General features: G+C 63.1%; 22 protein-coding genes. 11 read left to right on the top strand and 11 right to left on the bottom strand.

Translation table 11 applies throughout. The features are described from left to right. Positions 1-86: 86 nt before the first annotated feature. Positions 87-1,274 (top strand): HlyD family secretion protein, encoded by a 1,188-nt coding sequence (locus tag LB516_RS25340; RefSeq protein ID WP_015314402.1) that lies wholly within the window; start codon positions 87-89, stop codon positions 1,272-1,274. A gap of 85 nt (positions 1,275-1,359) precedes the next feature. After that, on the top strand, positions 1,360-2,955 hold the full coding sequence (locus LB516_RS25335; protein ID WP_411969432.1) for a DHA2 family efflux MFS transporter permease subunit: 1,596 nt from the start codon (positions 1,360-1,362) through the stop codon (positions 2,953-2,955). A 118-nt stretch (positions 2,956-3,073) separates the two neighbouring features. On the opposite strand, the gene msrB is transcribed toward LB516_RS25335, so the two are convergent. The 4 genes from msrB to LB516_RS25315 form a co-directional block, all read right to left on the bottom strand. Then, the gene (gene msrB / locus LB516_RS25330; RefSeq protein ID WP_015314404.1) at positions 3,074-3,577 is read right to left on the bottom strand and encodes a peptide-methionine (R)-S-oxide reductase MsrB; all 504 of its coding nucleotides are present in this window, start codon (positions 3,575-3,577) and stop codon (positions 3,074-3,076) included. Between the two features lie 225 nt (positions 3,578-3,802). Then, positions 3,803-4,360, bottom strand: coding sequence for a fasciclin domain-containing protein (locus tag LB516_RS25325; RefSeq protein ID WP_023781802.1), 558 nt, complete (start codon positions 4,358-4,360; stop codon positions 3,803-3,805). Positions 4,361-4,580: 220 nt separating this feature from the next. Further along, on the bottom strand, positions 4,581-5,303 hold the full coding sequence (locus LB516_RS25320; RefSeq protein ID WP_224525468.1) for an anti-sigma factor domain-containing protein: 723 nt from the start codon (positions 5,301-5,303) through the stop codon (positions 4,581-4,583). Beyond that, complete coding sequence (locus LB516_RS25315; protein ID WP_140615195.1) at positions 5,300-5,839, bottom strand: sigma-70 family RNA polymerase sigma factor; 540 nt, start codon at positions 5,837-5,839, stop codon at positions 5,300-5,302. The genes LB516_RS25320 and LB516_RS25315 overlap by 4 nt, the downstream gene beginning before the upstream one ends. 181 nt (positions 5,840-6,020) lie before the next feature. Between LB516_RS25315 and LB516_RS25310 the strand changes: the two genes are divergently transcribed. The 3 genes from LB516_RS25310 (at position 6,021) to argB (ending at position 9,100) form a co-directional block, all read left to right on the top strand. Next, a complete protein-coding gene (locus tag LB516_RS25310; protein WP_015314408.1) occupies positions 6,021-6,452 on the top strand; it encodes an SgcJ/EcaC family oxidoreductase in 432 nt (143 codons plus the stop codon). A 100-nt stretch (positions 6,453-6,552) separates the two neighbouring features. After that, positions 6,553-8,052, top strand: coding sequence for an amidase (locus tag LB516_RS25305; RefSeq protein ID WP_224720562.1), 1,500 nt, complete (start codon positions 6,553-6,555; stop codon positions 8,050-8,052). Between the two features lie 154 nt (positions 8,053-8,206). Continuing rightward, positions 8,207-9,100 carry an acetylglutamate kinase gene (gene argB / locus LB516_RS25300; RefSeq protein ID WP_023772298.1) on the top strand — a complete coding sequence of 298 codons (894 nt, stop codon included), beginning with the start codon at positions 8,207-8,209 and terminating at the stop codon, positions 9,098-9,100. 8 nt (positions 9,101-9,108) lie between these two features. Here the strand turns inward: argB and bchE are convergent, their stop codons facing one another. Both bchE and LB516_RS25290 read right to left on the bottom strand, forming a co-directional pair. Beyond that, on the bottom strand, positions 9,109-10,674 hold the full coding sequence (gene bchE / locus LB516_RS25295; protein WP_224720561.1) for a magnesium-protoporphyrin IX monomethyl ester anaerobic oxidative cyclase: 1,566 nt from the start codon (positions 10,672-10,674) through the stop codon (positions 9,109-9,111). 109 nt (positions 10,675-10,783) lie between these two features. Beyond that, a complete protein-coding gene (locus LB516_RS25290) occupies positions 10,784-11,260 on the bottom strand; it encodes an Lrp/AsnC family transcriptional regulator (RefSeq protein WP_224720560.1) in 477 nt (158 codons plus the stop codon). Positions 11,261-11,394: 134 nt separating this feature from the next. On the opposite strand from LB516_RS25290, the gene phhA reads away from it, so the two are divergent. Continuing rightward, positions 11,395-12,231: a phenylalanine 4-monooxygenase gene (phhA, locus tag LB516_RS25285; protein ID WP_224597969.1), complete on the top strand. Its 837-nt coding sequence runs from the start codon at positions 11,395-11,397 to the stop codon at positions 12,229-12,231. A gap of 66 nt (positions 12,232-12,297) precedes the next feature. Here phhA and LB516_RS25280 read toward each other — a convergent pair whose 3' ends face one another. Next, positions 12,298-12,702: a VOC family protein gene (locus tag LB516_RS25280; protein ID WP_015314414.1), complete on the bottom strand. Its 405-nt coding sequence runs from the start codon at positions 12,700-12,702 to the stop codon at positions 12,298-12,300. Between the two features lie 104 nt (positions 12,703-12,806). Here LB516_RS25280 and LB516_RS25275 point away from each other — a divergent pair, with 104 nt between their 5' ends. After that, entirely contained in the window at positions 12,807-13,439 is a 633-nt protein-coding gene (locus LB516_RS25275; RefSeq protein ID WP_015314415.1) for a TetR/AcrR family transcriptional regulator, read from the top strand. A gap of 135 nt (positions 13,440-13,574) precedes the next feature. Here LB516_RS25275 and LB516_RS25270 read toward each other — a convergent pair whose 3' ends face one another. Next, a complete protein-coding gene (locus tag LB516_RS25270) occupies positions 13,575-14,021 on the bottom strand; it encodes an Lrp/AsnC family transcriptional regulator (RefSeq protein WP_224525312.1) in 447 nt (148 codons plus the stop codon). Between the two features lie 422 nt (positions 14,022-14,443). On the opposite strand from LB516_RS25270, the gene LB516_RS25265 reads away from it, so the two are divergent. The 3 genes from LB516_RS25265 to LB516_RS25255 all read left to right on the top strand — a co-directional run bounded on the left by LB516_RS25265 (position 14,444) and on the right by LB516_RS25255 (position 17,557). Further along, complete coding sequence (locus tag LB516_RS25265; RefSeq protein ID WP_224584230.1) at positions 14,444-15,208, top strand: transporter substrate-binding domain-containing protein; 765 nt, start codon at positions 14,444-14,446, stop codon at positions 15,206-15,208. A 79-nt stretch (positions 15,209-15,287) separates the two neighbouring features. After that, the gene (locus LB516_RS25260) at positions 15,288-16,592 is read left to right on the top strand and encodes an NAD(P)/FAD-dependent oxidoreductase (protein WP_224720559.1); all 1,305 of its coding nucleotides are present in this window, start codon (positions 15,288-15,290) and stop codon (positions 16,590-16,592) included. Then, complete coding sequence (locus LB516_RS25255) at positions 16,589-17,557, top strand: amino acid ABC transporter permease (protein ID WP_015314419.1); 969 nt, start codon at positions 16,589-16,591, stop codon at positions 17,555-17,557. Before LB516_RS25260 ends, LB516_RS25255 begins: the two co-directional genes overlap by 4 nt. A gap of 17 nt (positions 17,558-17,574) precedes the next feature. Here LB516_RS25255 and LB516_RS25250 read toward each other — a convergent pair whose 3' ends face one another. After that, the gene (locus LB516_RS25250; protein ID WP_015314420.1) at positions 17,575-18,066 is read right to left on the bottom strand and encodes a MarR family winged helix-turn-helix transcriptional regulator; all 492 of its coding nucleotides are present in this window, start codon (positions 18,064-18,066) and stop codon (positions 17,575-17,577) included. Between the two features lie 94 nt (positions 18,067-18,160). On the opposite strand from LB516_RS25250, the gene LB516_RS25245 reads away from it, so the two are divergent. Then, positions 18,161-18,328: a hypothetical protein gene (locus LB516_RS25245; protein WP_015314421.1), complete on the top strand. Its 168-nt coding sequence runs from the start codon at positions 18,161-18,163 to the stop codon at positions 18,326-18,328. Between the two features lie 68 nt (positions 18,329-18,396). On the opposite strand, the gene LB516_RS25240 is transcribed toward LB516_RS25245, so the two are convergent. Continuing rightward, entirely contained in the window at positions 18,397-19,836 is a 1,440-nt protein-coding gene (locus LB516_RS25240) for a GMC oxidoreductase (RefSeq protein ID WP_224597957.1), read from the bottom strand. Continuing rightward, positions 19,833-20,018, bottom strand: a complete 186-nt coding sequence (locus LB516_RS25235; RefSeq protein WP_140789929.1) for a hypothetical protein — start codon at positions 20,016-20,018, stop codon at positions 19,833-19,835. The genes LB516_RS25240 and LB516_RS25235 overlap by 4 nt, the downstream gene beginning before the upstream one ends. Positions 20,019-20,173 lie beyond the last annotated feature (155 nt).

Raw genomic sequence — 20,173 nt, 5'->3', positions numbered from 1 at the left:
TGCCTCTTGATATGGTCTTCTTTACGCGCTATGTCAACGGCCTGATCGAACCGAACGGTTCAGTATTATAACTTTAGAGAGATGTCATGTCCTCGACCGCGTCAACATCAGCCGAAGTCCGCCCTTTCCCCAACGCCAAGGTCGCGCCGGCGACGGAAGCTCCGGAAATTCCCCTCCAGCCGGTCGTCGCACCGCCGCCGGCGGAAGCGCCGGCCAAGAAAAAGCGCTCGGTGCGCTCCTTCCTGCTGCCGATCATCGGCCTTGCCCTTCTGAGCGGCGGCGCCTGGTATGGCTATGACTACTGGACCACGGGCCGCTTCATGATCTCCACCGACGACGCCTATGTCCAGGCCGACATGGCGTTCGTCTCGCCAAAAATTTCGGGCTATGTCGACCAGGTCCTCGTCAGCGAGAACCAGCAGGTCAAGGCCGGCGATCCATTGCTGACGATCGACGCCGGCGACTACAAGATCGCCGTCGCCCAGGCCGAGGCGCAGATCGCCACGCTGGCCAAGACGCTCGACCGCATCGACGCGCAGACCAAGGCCGCGCAAGCCTCGCTTCAGCAGGCGCAGGCGCAGAAGGTCGCCGATCGGGCCGCCGCCGACAATGCCGGCCGGGCCCAGCAGCGCGCCGCGCAACTGGTCAAGACCCATGTCGGCACGCAGGCACAGCTGGACGACGCCCAGACCGCGCTCGACCAGGCCAATGCCGCGCTCGTCGGCGCCGACGCACAGATCGCCGCCGCGCAGGCCAATATCGGTGTGCTCGAGGCACAGCGCGCGGAATCCGCCAGCACGCTGGCATCCCTGCAGCTCGGCCGCGACAAGGCCGCGCGCGACCTCTCCTTCACGGTGCTCAAGGCGCCTTATGACGGCGTCGTCGGCAACCGCTCCGTCGAACAGGGCGATCTGGTCAGCCCCGGCCAAAAGCTCGCCGTGGTCGTGCCTATGGACAAGCTTTACATCGTCGCCAACTTCAAGGAGACGCAGCTTGCCAGGCTCGTGCCCGGCGAAAAGGTCAACATCTCGGTCGACGCCATCGACGGCCAGCCCATCCAGGGAACCGTCTCCTCGCTGGCGCCGGCCTCGGGCGCGGTGTTCTCGCTGTTGCCGCCTGAAAACGCCACCGGCAACTTCACCAAGGTGGTGCAACGCGTTCCGGTCCGCATCGACGTACCGGCCGATGCGCTGAAGACCGGCAAGCTGCGCGCGGGCCTGAGCGTCGTCGTCGCCGTCGACAGCCGTACCGCGCCTGCCGCCACCAGTAACTGATCGCTTTTCGGAGGGCGGCTTGGTGGCTGATTGAAGCACCGAGCCGCCCGGCCTGCCTCAACGGGGCCCCAAGGAGGGCCAGGAAATGGCAACCGCAACCATCACCGCAGGATCGCCGCCGGCAATGCCGGCTGCCCCCGACACGATTTCGACGCGCCGCGTCATCGCTTTCCTGGCGATGGTGTTCGGCATGTTCATGGCGATCCTCGACATCCAGATCGTTTCGGCCTCGCTGGCCGAGATCCAGGCCGGCCTCAGCGCCAGCTCCGACGAGATCCCGTGGGTGCAGACAGCCTACCTGATCGCCGAGGTGGTCATGATCCCGCTGTCGGGCTTCCTCAGCCGCATGCTGTCGACACGCGTGCTGTTCACCGTCGCGGCGGCGGGCTTCACCGCGGCGAGCGCCCTTGCCGCGACCGCCACCAACATCGACCAGATGATCGTCTACCGCGCCGTGCAGGGCTTCATCGGCGGCGGCATGATCCCGAGCGTTTTCGCCGCGGCCTTCACCATCTTCCCGCCCTTGCGCCGTGCCATCGTCTCGCCGATGATCGGCCTGGTGGCGACACTGGCGCCGACCATCGGCCCGACCGTCGGCGGCTATATCAGCCACGCTTTTTCCTGGCACTGGCTGTTCCTGGTCAATGTCGTGCCGGGCATCCTGGTGGCGACCGCTGCCTGGTCGCTGATCGATTTCGACAAGCCCAATCTCAAGCTGTTCTCGAAGTTCGACTGGTGGGGCCTGGCCGGCATGGCGGCCTTCCTCGGCTGTATGGAATACGTGCTTGAAGAAGGCCCGAACAATGACTGGCTGCAGGACCAGGGCGTCTTCATCTGCGCCATCGTGATGACCATCGGCGCGGTGATCTTCTTCTGGCGTGTCTTCACCGCCGAGGAGCCGATCGTCGACCTCAAGGCGTTCAGCAACATCAACTTCGCCTTCGGCTCGCTGTTTTCCTTCGTCATCGGCATCGGTCTCTATGGCCTGACCTATCTCTATCCGGTCTTCCTCGGACGCATCCGCGGCTACGATTCGATGATGATCGGCGAAGCGCTGTTCGTCAGCGGCCTGGCCATGTTCCTCACCGCGCCCATATCCGGCATCCTGTCGAGCAAGATGGACCTGCGGCTGATGATGATGATCGGCCTGTTCGGCTTCGCCACCGGCACCTGGTGGATGACGCATCTGACCGCCGACTGGGACTTTTACGAGCTGCTCATCCCGCAGATCCTGCGCGGCTGTTCGATGATGCTGTGCATGGTGCCTATCAACAACATCGCGCTCGGCACCTTGCCGCCGGACCGGTTGAAGAATGCGTCGGGACTGTTCAATCTGACCCGCAACCTCGGCGGCGCCGTCGGCCTCGCCCTCATCAACACCGTGCTGATCGACCGCAATGCCTTCCACTATGCCCGGCTCTCCGAGCATGTGCAGTGGGGCAGTGCCGCCGCGCAGGCCAAGCTGCAGAACATGACGCTCAATTTCGAGCAGACCACCGGCCTCGACGCCACCAGTGCCGCGATCTCCAAGCTGTCGGGCATGGTCCACCAGCAGGCGGCGCTGCTGTCCTTCATGGATGTGTTCTATCTGCTGACGGTGCTGTTCGGGACGCTGGGGTTCTTCACCATGCTGATCAGGAAGCCGGCCGCGCCCGGTGGCGGCGGAGGCGGCGGGCACTGAAGCAAGGAATCGTGGCAGCGGTTTTCGGGAAGCTCCTCCAGTCCACGCCCGAAAGCTCCGACCCACGCAAAAAACTCCGGGCCGCAAAGCCCGGAGTTTTTTTATTGCCTTTGGGTCCTCAGGCGGCGGCGGGCTTGAAGGTCAGCGCCACCCCATTGATGCAGTGGCGCAGGCCGGTCGGCGCCGGACCGTCATCGAAGACATGGCCGAGATGGCCTCCGCAGCGGCGGCAATGCACTTCGGTGCGGGTCATGCCCAGCGACCGATCCTCGGTCTTGCCGATGCCATTGGCGATCTCTTGCCAGAAACTCGGCCAGCCGGTGCCGGAATCGAATTTCGTCTCCGAGGGATAGACCGGCAGGTCGCAGCCGGCGCAGGCGAAGATGCCCTTGCGGTGTTCGTTGAGCAGCGGGCTGGTGCCTGGATATTCGGTGCCTTCCTTGCGCAGGACGTTAAAGGCGGCCGGCGACAGGATGGCTTTCCACTCGTCCTCGGTCTTGGCGACCTCGAATTTTTCGGCGGCCTGCGCGGCCTGCGGGCTGCCCATGCGCAGCATTGCTGCCGCGGTTCCGATGACGCCGATAGCGGCGGCACCGCTCAAAAGAAAGTCGCGACGGTTCATGACCAGTTCCTCCTGTCGTCTGTTTTGCCAAACTATGCCGCCGCCCGAAAGTCAAAAGCCGGTGACGGTTGCCCCAAACGACACTCCGCGCCGTCCACTTTCGATCGTGGGCGGCGCGGAGCACGCGTGTCGATTGCGGATCACGGGAGCGAGACGGCGCGATCGACGGAGAGCTCTTGCAGCAGGTTCGTCCGCGACAAGCGCCTCGTTACATCTTCGGCCCGATCACATCTTCGGGAGCAGAACCTTGTCGATGACGTGGATGACGCCGTTGGACTGTTCGACATCGGCGATGGTCACATTGGCGACATTGCCGTTCTCGTCGGTGACGGTGACCTTGCCACCGTCGGCCTTCAGCGACAGCTCGCAGCCGCCGACCGTCTTGACCTTGTGCGTGCCGCCATCGGCCTTGGCCATGGACATCACATCCGCCGCCATCGCCTTGGCGCCGATCACATGGCAGGTCAGTATCTTGACGAGCTTGTCCTTGTTTTCGGGCTTGAGCAGCGTCTCTACCGTGCCGGCAGGCAGCGCGGCGAAGGCTTCATTGGTCGGCGCGAAGACGGTGAACGGGCCGGCGCCCTGCAAGGTCTCGACAAGACCGGCCGCCTTGACGGCGGCGACCAGCGTCGTGTGATCCTTCGAATTGACGGCATTGTCGACGATGGTCTTGTTGGCAAACATGGCGGCGCCGCCGACCATCGGGTTTTCAGCATAAGCAGCCGTGGCAAGCGCGGAGACAGCGATCGTGCCGGCGAGCAAAAGGGTGGCGAATCTACGCATTGTATTAAAACTCCTTGGGTTTCTCTTCCCATTTTGGGGACGCAAGGAGATACGGAACACAGATGCGTGAGTTTCAGAATATTTCGCGGATTTTTGATTTATTTTCACTGTGGATGTATTTTCTGCCTTGGCAATTCGCCGGCTACCGGTCCATTTAGACATATGGAACGGAGATAGACTGAGCCTGTTCTATCCAGGCGCCGCCAGTGCGAAGGCTCGATCAGATGCCCTTCAAATCGCCCGCGGCAACCACCGGCCCGGTGGGCTGCCCGGTCGGCGAACCGCCGGTGGGTTCGAGGCTGACGGCCAGCACGGCGCCCTGCGCGAGTTTCCGCTGCGTGGTGGGCGAGACGCCAATATGCGCCGTCGCACCCGCCGGGATGACGCCCATCGAGATCGGCGCGTTCTTGCCCTCGATCATCCAGAGTTCGAAGTCCTTGCCGGCGGCGAGCGCGCCGGAAACATGCGAAAGGCTGACTTCATGCCGTTCGGAATCATAGACGGCGAGATATTTGACGTCACTGCCGTCGGCGGCCAGCGAAGCGACGAGTCGCGCCTGCGGCTGTTCAGCCGGCCGGTTGACATAAGGGACGGCGACGTAAAGCGCCAGCGCGGCAACAGCCGCCACCGCAAGGCCGCGCCAGAAGGCGAGGCTGGACCACAGGCTTGCGCGCGGCTCGGCAGGCGTGGTGGCGGCGGATGAAAACAACCGGCGGTCGATCGCCGGCTTCACCGAAGCCGGCGGCTCGATTTCAAGATAGGCCGCGCCCAGCGGCGACAGGCGAACTTCCCAGCCGTCGACCAGCCGCGCGAAATCGGTCTCGGCGTCGATGCGCCTGGAGGCTATCTGCCGCTCTTCGACCGGCAGCACGCCAAGAACGTATTCGGCGGCGAACAGCTCGTCGCCTCCACGTTCCGGTCCGTTGTCCTCTGCCAGCGTCATCTTTCCAGACATTCCCTGAGTTTCATCAGGCTGCGGCGCAGCCAGGTGCGCATCGTGTTCAACGGCACGCCATGGCGTTCCGCCAGTTCGGCATAGCTTTCGCCCTTGAGATAGGCGCCCCGGACGGCCGCCGCCCGGTCTTTCTCCAACTCATCGAGACAATGATGGATCCGCTCGGTCTCGTCGCCCGCCACCACCATCGCTTCAGGTCCCGGCGCCGGATCGGCCACGTCGAGCGCTGCATCGATATCGGCGGCGGGCTTGCGCCGCGCTCGGATGCGATCGATCGCATGATTGCGCGCGATTGCCACCAGCCAGGAGATCGGGCTCAGATCGGAGACAGCAAAGCGATCCGCCTTCGTCCATATCTTGACGAAGACTTCCTGCAGCGCTTCTTCAGCATCTCCCCGGTCGTTCAATACACGAAGGCATACGCCGAAAAGTTTCGCACTGGTGTGCCGGTAAAGCAGATCGAACGCTGCCCGATCTTTCATCGAAGTCCGGACGATCAGCTTGGTAATGTCCTGCGGCGTCATGCGCGCCAAATTAGGCAATTGCGCTGTATTTGCAACGCCGGAAATATGCTGTGCACCTAAAGTTCGGCGTCCGCACACCTGCCCCGAGACAGTGTCCCGGTTTGAAGTCAAAAGCTGGCAATCGCGTTTGAGGCGCTTCCCCCGACATGCTACGCTTCAGCCGAAGCAAGGGAGATTTGTCATGGGATTGGTGCTCGCCAAACCTGAGGATGTCGCCACTGCCTTTGCCGATGCCTGGAATAGACACGATATGAACGACTTCGCGGCGTTGTTCGCCGACGACGCCAATTTCGTCAATGTCGTGGGCATGTGGTGGAAGAACCGCACCGAGATCGAAAGGGCGCACCGCGCAACTCATGAAACCATGTTTCGTGACAGCCGATTGAAGGGTGTTGTCTCGTCAGTTGTTGAATTGTCTTCCGGCATTGCATCGGTGCACTATTCATGGATCCTGACCGGCGCATCCGCTCCGGACGGCTCATCCGCCGGAAAACGAGAAGGCATTCTGCTTCTGGTTTTGAAAGAAGAACAGTCGGGCTGGCGGATAAAGGTTGCCCAAAACACCGACATTGTTCCGGGGGCGATTGCGCCCCCTTCCAACGCCGGGAGATAGCCGTTTAAAAGTCGCCGCCAAACTCCAAACTGAGACACTATCAGCCTGGATTGCCAAGGGAATTGCCGCTGACTAGCTTGGCAGCAATGGGGGAGCGCACATGTCGGTCGAACGAATCCTTTGGGAAGAAGACGCAACCGGTCTTGCCGGTCTGGTGCGCAGGGGCGAACTATCGGCGATCGAGTTGACCGAAGCGGCGATCGCCCGTGCCGAGGCCACCCGCCCCGAAATCAATGCCACGGCCGAGCCGCTCTACGAGGCGGCGCGGACCCGGGCAAAGAGCATCGACCGTTCGCTGCCGCTGGCTGGGGTCCCCTTCGCCATCAAGGATCTCGGCATCGCCATCAAGGGCGTGCCCTCGCATGGCGGCAGCCGCATTCCGGCCTGGGTGCCCGATTTCAACTCGGTGATGACCGAACGCTATCTCGCCGCCGGGCTGATTCCGATCGTCACCTCGACGTCACCCGAGCACGGGCTGCGGCTGATGACGGAATCCAAGGCCTTTGGCGTCACCCGCAATCCCTGGAATACCGGCCACACCACCGGCGGCTCGTCGGGCGGTTCGGCAGCCCTGGTTGCCGCCGGCGTCGTGCCGGTGGCGCATGCGTCGGATGGCGGCGGCTCGATCCGCGTGCCTTCTGCCTGCAGCGGCCTTGTCGGCCTCAAGACCTCGCGCGGCCGTGTCCCGTTGTCCCCACTGGTGAGCGAAAGCTGGTACGGCATGGTCGTCGATCACACCGTCACTCGCTCGGTGCGCGACTGCGCGCTGCTGCTCGACCTCACCCATGGTCCCGATACGCTCGCGCCTTATGCCGCGCGCCCGCCAAAAAGCTCGTTCGCCGCCGCTGCCGCGCGGGATCCCGGCAAGCTCACGCTGGCGGTGTACCGCAAGTCGCCGCTGGGCTTGCCAATTTCGGCCGAGACGCTGAAGGCGCTCGACATTGCCGTGGCACTCGCCCGCGAGGGCGGCCATTCGGTCGAGGACATCGATCTGCCTTTTATCGGCCGCGATTTCTTCGCCGATTTCTGCACAACGGTCGCCTCCGCCGTCGCCGGCTCGTTGCGGGGTGAAGCGCTGCGCGTCGGCCGCTCGGTGACGGGCGATATCGAGCGCGCCACGCGCGTGCTCGGCCGGTTGGGCGAGATGATCTCGGCCGGCGAAACCTATGCCGGCCTGCAGCGCCTGCATGCCACCTCGCGGCAACTGATCACGGAGACCGCGCGCTATGATGCGGTACTGATGCCTGTTATCGCGCACCCGCCGCTCGCCTGCGGCGCCATGGATCCGAAAGGCGCCGACGAACTGATCGAAAACCTGCTCGACAAGCTTCACCTCACCGCGCTGCTCAGGATCAAACCGCTGTTCGGCCAGTTGATGGACAAGAGCCTTTGGTTCACGCATTGGCCGGCGATCCACAATGTCAGTGGCCAGCCGTCGATCGCGCTCCCCGTCCATGTCACGGACGCCGGCCTGCCGCTCGGCATCCAGGCCGCCGGCCGGCCGGGCGACGAGGAAACGCTTTTGTCGCTCGCCGCGCAGATGGAGAAAATCTCGGGCTGGCTGACGCGGCGGGCGCCGCTGATGGTGCCGTCACAATGACGACACCGTGAACCGACTATGACAGCAATGCCATTTGCGGCTCGCGTCAATTCCCGCTAAGACGCCGCCGTCCTTACCTGATGCATGTCGCCCAAAAGTGCCCAGCGGTTTGGGAACCGACATGCATAAAACCAAATGCCAGGGAACCACGCCGATGACGGACGTCGCCGCCACCGCCGAAATGCAGGCCGCCCTCTTGTCGCGCGCGCTGCCCTACATGCAGCGCTACGAGCACAAGACGGTCGTGGTGAAATATGGCGGCCATGCCATGGGCGATCTCGAACTCGGCAAGGCCTTCGCCCGCGACATCGCGCTACTCAAGCAGTCCGGTGTCAACCCGATCGTCGTCCATGGCGGCGGACCGCAGATCGGCGCCATGCTGGCCAAGATGGGCATCGAATCCAAGTTCGAGGGCGGCCTGCGCGTCACCGACCAGAAGACGGTCGAGATCGTCGAGATGGTGCTGGCCGGGTCGATCAACAAGGAGATCGTCGCGCTGATCAACGCCGAGGGCGAATGGGCGATCGGCCTGTGCGGCAAGGACGGCAACATGGTGTTCGCCGAAAAGGCGCGCAAGACGATGATCGACCCCGATTCCAACATCGAGCGCGTGCTCGATCTCGGCTTCGTCGGCGAGCCGGTCGAGGTCGACCGCACGCTGCTCGACCTTCTGGCGCGCTCCGAAATGATCCCCGTGCTGGCGCCGGTCGCGCCCGGCCGCGATGGCCATACCTACAACATCAACGCCGACACTTTCGCCGGCGCCATCGCCGGCGCATGCAAGGCCTCGCGGCTGCTGTTCCTCACCGACGTGCCGGGCGTGCTCGACAAGGACAAGAAGCTGATCGACGAGTTAACGGTCGCCGAGGCCAAGGCGCTGATCAAGGACGGCACGGTTTCCGGCGGCATGATCCCCAAGGTCGAGACCTGCATCGAGGCGATCGAGCGTGGCGTCGAAGGCGTCGTCATCCTCAACGGCAAGACGCCGCATTCGGTGCTGCTCGAACTGTTCACCGAACACGGCGCCGGCACACTGATCGTGCCATAATGCTCTTGTCAGCCGGCTAATCTTCTGCCTGACGGGCCGCGATTTACGGCCGCGGGAAGCTCCGGCTTTGTACCTGGCCGCCGGACAACCATCGATTCCTCCTCGGTGTCCTGCGGTGCGCCCCAGAATTCGGCGAGCGTCGGGCCGCCTTTCACCCGGCGGTCGGTCACCAGAAAACTCCAGATCTCGCGGAACCAGACGCGGCGGCCCATCTGCGTGTACCAGCGCATCGAATGCCGCTGCTCGGGATCGGGGTGGAACAGGATGCGCGCCAGCGCCTTCGGCCTCGACTGCACGGCGAGCTCAATCAGCTTGACCGAGAAGAACAGCATCCACGGCTTCAGCCGGGTCATCTGCAGCACCTGGTGCTTGTAATCCCACAGGCGGGCATCCCTCTGGATGACCTTGCGATCCCGCGCGATGCGGAAAAACGGCGTCCAGCGATGCGGCGTCACATAGAGCGCCTGGATCTGGTCGGGGTCATAGGCGAGGAGCTGGCGAAAGCCGCGCCACAGATCGCGAAATCCCTCATCCTCGAAGCCGGCGACCCAGGTTGCCATGGACAGGATGCCGTGCTTCCGCAGCAGCCGTATCGCTTCACGATCGGACGAGGTACTGCCGCCCTTGCGGATCAATTGCAGCGTCTGCTCGTCGGTGTTTTCCATGCCGAGCAGCCAGCGGATGACACCGGCCTGGCGGTAGAGGTGCAGCATATCGGCATCGCGCACGATATCGTCGGCGCGGGTCGAGCCGACGATCAGCACCGACACGTTCTCGGCAATCAAGGCTTCGAGAAAGGCGCGCCATGCCTTTTTAGAAACCGTCGGATTTTCATCCGCCAGGTTGATCAGTTCGACGCCATGCTCGCGGTGCAGCCAGGCGATCTCCTTGGCGAACTTGACTGGGTCGCGATGCCGCCAGCGGGTCCAGAAGCCACGCTGGCCGCAATAATTGCACAGATGCGGGCAGCCGCGCGAAAACTGCATGACCACCGCACGCTTGCCTCCCCAGTAGCTGTATCCGCGGTGGTCGATCAGCTCCCAGCCGACGCGGTAGGCGTCGAGGTCGGCGATGGTCATCGCCGCTTGCGTAGCGAAGGGACGGTCAAGATCGTCGCGGCAGGCGATGCCGGCAACGCTTGCCGGCGGCTGGCGCATCTCCAGCGCCTCGACCAGCGCCACCACGGTCGCCTCGCCCTCGCCGCGCACGATGAAGTCGAAGGCGTCGGTTGACGCCAGGATGTCGCGCCAGTGATAGGTGGGGAAGACGCCGCCATAGAGGATGATCGTCGCCGGCGCGCGCGCCTTGACCATCCCGGCGATCAACAAGGCGGTCGGATGTGCCGAGGTCGAGCCGGAATGGCCGATCAGAACGAAGTCGGGACAGTCCTTCAGGGCTGCCGCGACAACCGAGGCGAGCGGCATCGGCCCGAACTCGGCATCGACGAGCCGCACCTGATGACCGGCGTCGAGCAGCGGGCCGCCGATCGCCAGCAGACCAAGCGGCGGCAGGTGATCGTCCGGCACGCGGCTGCCGATGGCGGTGTGCGGCGGATTGATCAGGACGATTTTCATGGCGGACCTCATGGAGTTGGTCCGCGCAATGCTGGCCGGCGATAGTGCCGCCCGATTGGCCCGTTTCAGCAGTTTGCTTGCAGCTTTTCCGCAGAAACGCGGACGCGCATCACCGCCTGAGATGGGCGAGCGGCGTGTGGCCGGGTCCCTTGATGTTCTGCAGCACCAGTTGCGTGTGGACGTCGCGCACGCCGTCGAGCCGCATCAGCCGATGCATGACGAAGGCGTTGAGCTCGTCGACCGATGGCACCATGACATGCAGCAGGAAATCGTGGTCGCCGGTCATCGTCCAGCACGACGACACCTCATCCATGCGCTGAACGGCGGCAATGAAGCTCTCGGGCGAGCCGTCGCTGTGGCTGACGAGGCGCACCTGGATGAATACCTCGACCATCAGGCCGACGGCGCGGCGGCTGATCACCGCGGCAAAGCCCTTGATGACGCCGGCTTCCTGCAGCGCCTCGAAGCGCCGCGCGCAGGGCGTGGTGGAGAGGCCGACCTCCTGCGCCAGCTCGGAAACGGCTTTGCGACCGTTGCGTTGCAGGACATCCAGCATCTTGATCTCGAAATCGTCGAATTGAGGCATTTTCACTCCTCCCACGTGAATTGTGAGTGAATAGTATCTCGAATGTGGCGGAGGAGCCACCATCAAAACCGAATTGCCTCGGCAGATCGGGTTAGCCTTGCGGCACGTCAACCATTGATGCGAGGAGAAAACCCATGACGACGATGAGCGTTGCCGAATACGCCCGCGACTGCGCGGCGCAAGGGTTGCGCGGGGACTATTCGGTGTGCCGCGCGGATTTCACCGTGGCGCAGGCTTATGACTATTCGACCGAGGAGCAGGCGGTGTGGCGCACGCTGTGCGACCGCCAGACCAAGCTGACGCAAAAGCTCGCCCATCACTCCTATCTCGACGGCGTCGAGAAGCTCGGCCTGCTCGACTGCATCCCCGATTTCGAGGACGTCAGCACCAAACTGCGCAAGCTGACCGGCTGGGAAATCGTCGCCGTGCCGGGCCTCATCCCGGCCGCACCGTTCTTCGACCACCTCGCCAACCGCCGCTTCCCGGTCACCAACTGGCTGCGGACCAGGCAGGAACTCGACTACGTCGTCGAGCCGGACATGTTCCATGACTTCTTCGGCCATGTGCCGGTTCTCTCGCAGCCGGTGTTTGCCGATTTCATGCAGATGTATGGCAAGAAGGCCGGCGACATCATTGCGCTGGGCGGCGACGAGATGATCACCCGGCTCTACTGGTACACGGCCGAATATGGCCTGATGCAGGAGAACGGCCAGAAGCTGAAGGCGTTTGGCGCCGGTCTGATGTCGTCGTTCACCGAGTTGCAGTTCGCTGTCGAGAGCAAGGACGCCCACCATGTGCCGTTCGACCTGGAAACGGTGATGCGCACCGGCTACGAGATCGACAAGTTCCAGCGCGCCTATTTCGTGCTGCCGTCCTTCGACGCCTTGCGCGATGCCTTCCAGACGGCGGATTTCGAAGCGATCGTCGCGCGCCGCAAGAGCCAGCCGGCGCTCGACCCGGCGACGGTCTAAAACATAAAGCGCGTCGCATGAATCTGTCTCAACGCGACGCGCTTTGGACGCTTTGATCGCGCTGGGCTATTGCATGGCAGCGGGGTTCATCCACAGGAGCTCCCAGACGTTGCCGTCAGGGTCTTCGATGTGGCGGTTGAACATGAAGCCGAGATCCTGAGCGGGGTTGGGATCGGCGCGGCCGCCGGCCGCGACGCCCTTCTCGATCGTGGCATTGACCTCGTCCTTGCTGCTCGCGGTGAGTGCGATCAGCATCTGGCTGTCACGCCTGGCGTCGCCGATCTGGCGGGTTGTGAACTGGCCGTAATGCTGGTGCGTCAGCAACATCACCCCGATCGCGTCGGAAAACATGACCGAACTGGCCTGGTCGTTCGAGAACTGCGGATTGAGCGTGCCCCCGATCGCGAGATAGAAATTGGTCGCTGCCTGCAGATCCCGCACCGGCAGATTTATGAAGATCATCTTGGTCATCGGTCTAAGCCTTGCCTTCGTTGACAGGTACTAGTCAGTCCAGTACCGTTTCATGGGGCTACCACAAGAGAACGGTACCGTCTAGTACTGGTTAAGAGGGCGCCATGAAAATCGACGGTGAGACCAGATCGGCTCGCAAGGATCGTGAGATCATCCAGGCGGCCACGGCGGCGTTCACCAGCAAGGGATATGACGGGACCAGCATGGAGGAAATCGCCACCAAGGCGGGGGCCTCCAAGCAGACCGTCTACAAGCATTTCACCGACAAGGAGACGCTGTTTGGCGAAGTCGTTCTGTCAACCGCTACCCAGGTCAATGACATCATCGAGTCAGTGACGACGCTGCTTTCCGAGGCGAAATTCATGGAAGGCGGCCTGCAGCAGCTTGCCCGACGCCTGATAGCGGTTCTCATGGATGAAGAGTTGTTGAAGCTGCGGCGCTTGATCATCGCCAACGCGGATCGAATGCCGCAGCTTGGCCGCGCTTGGTACGAAAAGGGGTTTGAGCGCATGCTTGCCTCGACGGCGTCCTGCTTTCAAAAACTCACCAGTCGAGGACTGATACAAACAAGTGATCCCTATCTGGCAGCCAGCCATCTTTTTGGAATGCTTCTTTGGATCCCCATGAATGAAGCCATGTTCACGGGAGGCAACCGGCGCTCCAAGGCCGAACTGGAACGCCACGCGGATGCCTCGGTGGAGGCATTTCTGGCCGTCTACGGAGTCCAGCCGAACTAGTCGCGTCCCCTGCCCACGTTTGCAGGGGTCGAGGACACCACCATGTGCCTTTCGACCCGCAAACAGTGATGCGCACCGGCTACCAGATCGACAAGTTCCAGTGGAACGGCCGGCCGCCGGGACATTCCGCCATTCCTACAGAGCGTAGATGGTCCGGTTGAACTTCGTCTCCATCACCACGTGGGAAGCGGTTTTGACGACGCCGCTGATTTCATTCAGGGCATTCACCTCCCGGTTCAGCTTCTCGAGCGTCTCGGCGGCAAGGTGGATGATCAGATCCCATTCACCGGTTATGGCATAGACCGCCTGGATCGAGGGCATCGCCTTGATCCTTCTGGAGACGTCCGGATAACTCTTGTTGTTCAGGGAGGCGAGGGTGAAACAGTGGACGGCGTTCTGGGCCACCGTCTTGGCCAGCCGCACGGTATAGCCTTCGATGATGCCGCCGGCCTCCAGCTTCTGGATCCGCTCCTGCAGCGCTGTCCGCGACACGCCGAGCTGCCGTGCCAGTGACGCGACCGGCTCACGCGCGTTCTTCTGCATCAGCGCGAGCAACTGACGATCCTTCTCGGTCAATTCCACAAACAAAACCTCTCGCTCGATCCGCTTAGTAACCACCGCGCGATCCTATCGGCTGAACAGCCCTCGCGACAATCCGCAATACTGGCAGCGGCGAACGGAACAAGGCCAACTATCCGGCACTTTGTCATCCCAAGGGGCGCAATGACTGCGCGATCGCCAATATCCCGCATTTCGCCGGGTGGAACCCTTCTTTTTGCGACCTGACTGTCTGGAGTCACGAACGCCGGTCCGTCAGGGGGAATCAGCTTCGGCTGTGATGGGCAAAGTCCGAAACCGATCCGGTTGCACCTGCAGCTGAAGCGCTGAGGTTCGACGTCGGCCACTCAACCTATCAGTTCAACCACAAGGGAGGGATAACTTTGAAAAAACTGCTCAATTTGGCCGTTCTTGCCGCCGCGACATTCGCCATCACGACGGCAGCCATGGCCGGTGAAACCCTGGACCGCGTCACGTCGAAAAAGGCGATGGTCATCGCCACCAACGCGGCCTGGCCTCCACAGAGCTTTCTCAACGACAGCAACGAACTCGCCGGTTTCGACATCGATGTCTCGCGCGAGATCGGCAAGCGGCTTGGCGTCGAGGTCTCGTTCGAAACGCCCGACTGGGCGACGCTGACCGGCGGGCGCTGGCAGGGACGCTACGACCTTGGCGTCGGATCGGTCACGCCGACAAAAGCCCGCTCCAAGGTGATCGACTTTGCCGGCATCTATTATTACAGCCCCTACGTCTATGTCCTGCACAAGGACAGCGGCGCTAAGTCGGTCGCCGATCTCAACGGCAAGATCATCGGCGTCGAGACTGCCACCACCTCGGAGGATTTCATCCGCCGCAAGCTCGAAATCGACGCGCCTGGCCTGGCTCCCATCGAATACAAGCTCGAGCCGGGCGAGATCCGCACCTACGCGGATTCCATGCTTCCCTTCGATGACCTGCGGCTTGGCGACGGCGTGCGCCTGAATGCCGTGATCGCGCCGGAACAGACGGCGCAGAATGCCATCAAGAACGGCTATCCCGTAAAGATCCTGGAAGGCGAGTACGCCTTCCGCGAGCCGCTCGTCGTCATCGCCGAGAAGAAGGATCCCGAGTGGACCGCGAAGGTCGGGGGCATCATCACCGAAATGAAGACGGACGGCACGCTCGCCGCGCTGACCACGAAGTGGTACGGCAAGGACTACAGCGCCAAGTAATGTCATTCCGCCGGCTGCCTCCTCGGCAGCCGGCGGGCGTCACCCCACCTCATGAATGCCCCTCACTGCAAAGTCGTCGATGGCCTATCCGGACACCTATTACGCCCGCACCCTGACCGACCGGAAGACGCGGCCCCCGCTCAAAGGCGAGACGCGATGTGACGTGGCCGTCGTCGGCGCCGGATTGGCCGGGCTGACGACAGCGCTGCAGCTGGCGCGCGCCGGATTGCACGTCGTCGTGCTGGAAGCCCAGGTCGCCGGTTTCGGCGCTTCGGGACGCAATGGCGGCTTCGTCACGCCCGGCTTCGCCACCGGCGGCGACACTATCGCCGCACGTGTCGGCGGGGAGGCAGCGCGCGATCTGCACCGGCTGTCGATCGAAGGCATGGAATTCGTGCGCGACACCATCGAAGCGCTCGGAATATCGGCCGCCCAGCCGCGTGCCGGCCTGCTCAGCGTCTTGCGCTACGACGGCGGCGATGCGCTGAAGGCCTATGCCGACCAGATGGCACGCGACCACGGTTACGAGCTTCAATATCTGCGCGGCGAAGACGTGCGCGCGGTGCTGAAGTCTGCTCGCTACCACCAAGGCCTGCGCGACCCGAACGCCTTTCACATCCATCCGCTCAACTATCTGCGTTGCCTGGCCGACGAGATCGAGCGGCTGGGCGGCAAGATCCATGAGAGTTCCGAGGTCGTGCAAAGCGACCTGTCGGGACCGCAAAAGATGCTGCGCACGAGCCAGGGCACGCTTCGGGCGCCCCAGATCGTGCTTGCGACCGGCGGCTATACCGGCCCGGTGTTCGGCCAGCTCTACCGCGCCTTTCTGCCCATCGCGACCTATGTGATGGTTTCCGAGGCGGCTCCCCGCCTCATCGCGCAAGCCGTCGCCACCACCGATGCCGTCGGCGACAACAGGCGGGCCGGCGACTATTATCGTCTGGTAGAGAGCGGCAATCGCCTTTTGTGGGGCGGGCGCATCACCACGCGTGCCGCTTCCGCCGACGCGCTGGCGCGAGAATTGCGCCGTGAAATGGTCGGCACCTACCCGCAGCTCGCCGGCCTCAAGACCGAATTGGCCTGGTCGGGGCTGATGTCCTATGCCCGGCATCTGATGCCCCAGATCGGGGAGCTGCAATCGGGCGTCTGGTACTGCACCGCTTTTGGTGGCCATGGCCTCAACACCACGGCGATTGCCGGAAAAGTAGTCGCCGAGGGCATTCTGGGCGCTTCGGACCGGTATCGGCAGTTCGCGCCATTCGGACTGAGCTGGGCCGGCGGCGCCGGTGGCCTGGCCGCCGCGCAGCTCACCTACTGGAAATTGCAGGCGCAGGACTGGTGGCGGGAACGCCGCGCCACCACCAAGGACAAGGTGACGGCATGATCGGCAGGCTGATGCTCTCCCATCCAGGGCTTGCCCGCCACGCGGCGGCCGCGCTTTTTCCCGCGCTGCTGGCCGCGGCCCTCTACGCCATGGGCATCAAGTCGAGCTGGATCGGCTCGGTGATGCCGCTTGCATCCGACTGGTTGCAGGCCAATCCAGCCTTGTCGCGCGCCCTCTCGGCCGTGTTGATCGCGCTCCTGGTTCTGGTGAACTGCAAGCTGCTGCTGCTCATGCCCCGACGCCAGCAGATCGCCGGCGTCTGGATCGAGCTGTTCGCGCTGCTGATGCTGTTCTTCTATTCCTTCGACCTCTCCTTTGCCTTCATTGCCAGGAAGGTTGGCTTCCTGATCACCCAGGGCGTCACCACGACGCTTTACATTTCGGCGATCTCGATTCTCATCGCAACGACCATCGCGCTTATCGGGGCCATCGCCAAACTGACCGGCAACGGCATCGTCTACGGGCTGGCCACCTTCTACACGTCGCTGTTTCGCGGCCTGCCGTTGCTGATGCAGATCTACATCATCTATCTCGGCCTGCCGCAGGTCGGCTATGTGATCGGCGCGGTGCCGGCCGGCATCGTTGCGTTGTCGCTGTGTTATGGCGCCTACATGACCGAGATCTTCCGCGCCGGCATCGAAAGCATCCCGCGCGGCCAAAGCGAAGGCGCCACGGCGCTCGGCCTGAGCCCCGGCCAGACCATGGCGCTGGTCATCCTGCCGCAGGCCATGCGCGTCATCATCCCGCCGACCGGCAACCAGTTCATCGCCATGCTGAAGGATTCCTCGCTGGTGTCGGTCGTCGGCGTCTGGGAGATCATGTATCTCGCCCGCACGATGGGCCAGACGGAGTTCCGCCATATCGAGATGCTGATCACCGCCTCGATGATCTATTGGATCCTGTCGATCGCGCTGGAATTCGGCCAGGCCTATCTCGAACGGCGCTTCGGCCGATCGGACCGCTAGGGGTTTGACGCCTAAAATCAGCGCGGCTGCGGTGCCTCGGCCTTCAGCCGCACAAGCTGGTCGCGCTGCAGCTCGAGCGCGGCGGTGACGAAGCGCCGGATGGTGGCAAGCTCGGCGTCGCCGAACGTGGCAATGAGCTTTTCACCTTCCCGCGCGATGGCGCCGTAATAGCGCGCCGAGAGCTCCCGTGTTGTCTCCGTTGCCTCGATAACCACCTTGCGCCTGTCCTCGAGGCTGCGCGTGCGCGTCAAGAGACCGCGCGCCTCCAGCCGATCGATCAGCGCGGTCACCGCGGCCGGCGTCAGCCCGGTCGCGGCCGCGATCGCGCCGGCCGATTGCGGGCCGCCATGCAGTAGTCCGATACAGTGGCGCTCGGCCATGTTGAGGCCGAGTCTCGCGCCTACCGCATCGTCATAGGCCTGCGTCGCGTCCTGCCACTGCATGATGGCAAGGCCGATCGCGGCGGTCAGTTCGGCGCGATCTCCGCTTGACGAATTTAGTTCGATCATCTAATTATCAATCTGTCTAACATTTAGACTATTATAGCAATATGCGGCCACGGCTTGCGATAGGCAAGGGGCGGCCGCCAACGAGGAGTGGAAAATGAGCCTGATCCAACAGCGTACGCCTCTCTCGCATGAGGAAGAGTTCAGATACGCGAAGCTGGCGATGGAATGGTACGGCTGGGGATCGCCTATCGGCCTCGGCATCCTGCTGGTGTCGCTCGCCGCCGCCGCCGTGCTGGTGCGCATCGCCCTCTACGGCTTTTGAGCCTCTGCCGGCGCCATCCTTGGCGTCGGCAGAACGGGTGGTGATCCGAGCAGGGACGACGACTGCGCTCAGACCGTGACCACCTTGCTCAGGTGCTCACCCAGCCGGCAGGCGAGCGCGGTGATCGTCGTCGTTGGATTGGCTTGTCCCGACGTGCAAAAGACCGAAGAGCCGCCGACATAGAGATTGTCCATGCCATGCACCTTGCAGTTGGCGTCCACCACGCTCCTGGTGACGTCGGTGCCCATGCGCGTGCCGCCCATATGATGGTGGCCCGCCGTCTCTTCGTTGGTCGGATAATCGTCGCCCTTCGAGATCCAGTCGGCAATGCGCACCCGGCCCAGGTTCTTCTGGGCAAGCGTCGTGCCGAACAGCCTTAAGCCTTCGAGAAGGGTGCGGCGTTCCAGTTCCGATTTCTTCCAGTGCAGTTCGATGCGCGGCACGCCGGCATGGTCGACCTCGGTTTTCGACAGCTCGATCTGGTTCGAAGCCAGCGGCGCCTGTTCCCAGGCGACATAAAGCTGAGCGGCGCAACGCAGGTTCTGGTCGAGCTTGCCCGACACCCATTCCGCCATGTGCGGCGCCGTACAGGCAAGATCAGCGATCAGGCTCTTGACGCCCGGATAGGGAGTCTCGATCAGCCTGATGCCGAAATTCATGATCCTGAGCCGTTCCATCGCGGCAGCCATCGGCGAGAAGAAGGCCTCCTTGACGGCATCGACCTCGAACGCGCCGTCGTCGGCCAGGATGGCATTGCCGCCCTCGAAGGTCGGATGCTCCATCCAGTAGCGGCCAAGCGCCGTCGCGTTCGGCACGACGCCGCCGTTGGAGCGCCGGTTGGACCACAAAAGCAGCCGGGAATTCTCCAGTCCGCCGGTGCAGACGATGAAATAGTCGGCGCTGAACGAGCCGGCGTCCTGCCCGTTGGACCATAATCTGGCGCCGGTCACGCGTTTGCCATCTCCGGCAAGCTCGGTGGCGTAGGTGTTGAGCACGACGGCGATGTTTTTGCTCTGGTCGAGTTGGTCGCCGAACTTTTCTGCAAACCGGACCGCCGGGCTCTTGATCAGCTGCACCCAGCGAATGTCGTCCGAGATCGGCACATCTGGCCGGAAATCTGGAAGGTCGAGGATATCGCGCACTTCCGCAAGATAGGGTTCGATGTCGGCGCGCCGGATAGGCCAGCCGGTGTCCGGTGCCCAGGCTTTCGGCTCGAAATCCTGTTTGTCGAGCACGCGACACCAACCGGCCCAGTGATTGGAACTGCCGCCCATGAACCGCAACCGCGTGATATCGAGATCGAAGTAGGAATCGCCGACCGTGGTGCCGCGGTAGAAATCCTGCGACTCGTCGCTGAATTCCCGCGAGCCGGCTTCCAGCACCACGACCGGGATACCGGCCGCGCCAAGTTTCCTGGCGATCGTGGTGCCGGCGGGGCCGGAACCAAGTACACAGACCTTTGGCGCGAAATTGGCGGCGCGATACGCGTCGTAGCTGTCGAAGATCATGCCAGGTCGCTCCGCTTCAGGATCCAGCCATTGACCTCGACGATCTCGTCGGGATTGGCCCGGGATGAACCGGCATGGGTGGCGGCCGTATCAGGCAGCTTGCGGAACAAGGACAGCGCAGGCAGGGCGATCAGCGCCTGCACGAGCGTGCGGCGCGACATTTTTTTGATCAAGAAACTCATGACAGGCCTCTCGGCTGGGGCTTCGATGCGCGCATGACATTCCCCGAACGGCACACGCATCGTCACGGAAGCCAGTATCGTGCCAAGCATGGCCTCACGGCGGTAAAAAGCCTGACAAGCGGACAACCGGATGCAAACAGGGTTAGAGATTTCTT

Source organism: Mesorhizobium sp. CO1-1-7, assembly GCF_020164885.1.
Taxonomy (GTDB): Bacteria; Pseudomonadota; Alphaproteobacteria; order Rhizobiales; family Rhizobiaceae; genus Mesorhizobium; species Mesorhizobium australicum.
The sequence above is the reverse complement of the archived record's forward strand: the minus strand, read 5'-3'. Positions and strand labels throughout refer to the sequence as shown.

What these genes read in the sequence shown, in the direction of transcription:
- LB516_RS25340 (WP_015314402.1), top strand. Translation starts at nt 87, where the DNA reads ATGTCCTCGACCGCGTCAACATCAGCCGAAGTCCGCCCTTTCCCCAAC.
- LB516_RS25335 (WP_411969432.1), top strand. Translation starts at nt 1,360, where the DNA reads ATGGCAACCGCAACCATCACCGCAGGATCGCCGCCGGCAATGCCGGCT.
- msrB (WP_015314404.1), bottom strand. Translation starts at nt 3,577, where the DNA reads ATGAACCGTCGCGACTTTCTTTTGAGCGGTGCCGCCGCTATCGGCGTC.
- LB516_RS25325 (WP_023781802.1), bottom strand. Translation starts at nt 4,360, where the DNA reads ATGCGTAGATTCGCCACCCTTTTGCTCGCCGGCACGATCGCTGTCTCC.
- LB516_RS25320 (WP_224525468.1), bottom strand. Translation starts at nt 5,303, where the DNA reads ATGACGCTGGCAGAGGACAACGGACCGGAACGTGGAGGCGACGAGCTG.
- LB516_RS25315 (WP_140615195.1), bottom strand. Translation starts at nt 5,839, where the DNA reads ATGACGCCGCAGGACATTACCAAGCTGATCGTCCGGACTTCGATGAAA.
- LB516_RS25310 (WP_015314408.1), top strand. Translation starts at nt 6,021, where the DNA reads ATGGGATTGGTGCTCGCCAAACCTGAGGATGTCGCCACTGCCTTTGCC.
- LB516_RS25305 (WP_224720562.1), top strand. Translation starts at nt 6,553, where the DNA reads ATGTCGGTCGAACGAATCCTTTGGGAAGAAGACGCAACCGGTCTTGCC.
- argB (WP_023772298.1), top strand. Translation starts at nt 8,207, where the DNA reads ATGACGGACGTCGCCGCCACCGCCGAAATGCAGGCCGCCCTCTTGTCG.
- bchE (WP_224720561.1), bottom strand. Translation starts at nt 10,674, where the DNA reads ATGAAAATCGTCCTGATCAATCCGCCGCACACCGCCATCGGCAGCCGC.
- LB516_RS25290 (WP_224720560.1), bottom strand. Translation starts at nt 11,260, where the DNA reads ATGCCTCAATTCGACGATTTCGAGATCAAGATGCTGGATGTCCTGCAA.
- phhA (WP_224597969.1), top strand. Translation starts at nt 11,395, where the DNA reads ATGACGACGATGAGCGTTGCCGAATACGCCCGCGACTGCGCGGCGCAA.
- LB516_RS25280 (WP_015314414.1), bottom strand. Translation starts at nt 12,702, where the DNA reads ATGACCAAGATGATCTTCATAAATCTGCCGGTGCGGGATCTGCAGGCA.
- LB516_RS25275 (WP_015314415.1), top strand. Translation starts at nt 12,807, where the DNA reads ATGAAAATCGACGGTGAGACCAGATCGGCTCGCAAGGATCGTGAGATC.
- LB516_RS25265 (WP_224584230.1), top strand. Translation starts at nt 14,444, where the DNA reads ATGGCCGGTGAAACCCTGGACCGCGTCACGTCGAAAAAGGCGATGGTC.
- LB516_RS25260 (WP_224720559.1), top strand. Translation starts at nt 15,288, where the DNA reads ATGGCCTATCCGGACACCTATTACGCCCGCACCCTGACCGACCGGAAG.
- LB516_RS25255 (WP_015314419.1), top strand. Translation starts at nt 16,589, where the DNA reads ATGATCGGCAGGCTGATGCTCTCCCATCCAGGGCTTGCCCGCCACGCG.
- LB516_RS25250 (WP_015314420.1), bottom strand. Translation starts at nt 18,066, where the DNA reads ATGATCGAACTAAATTCGTCAAGCGGAGATCGCGCCGAACTGACCGCC.
- LB516_RS25245 (WP_015314421.1), top strand. Translation starts at nt 18,161, where the DNA reads ATGAGCCTGATCCAACAGCGTACGCCTCTCTCGCATGAGGAAGAGTTC.
- LB516_RS25240 (WP_224597957.1), bottom strand. Translation starts at nt 19,836, where the DNA reads ATGATCTTCGACAGCTACGACGCGTATCGCGCCGCCAATTTCGCGCCA.
- LB516_RS25235 (WP_140789929.1), bottom strand. Translation starts at nt 20,018, where the DNA reads ATGAGTTTCTTGATCAAAAAAATGTCGCGCCGCACGCTCGTGCAGGCG.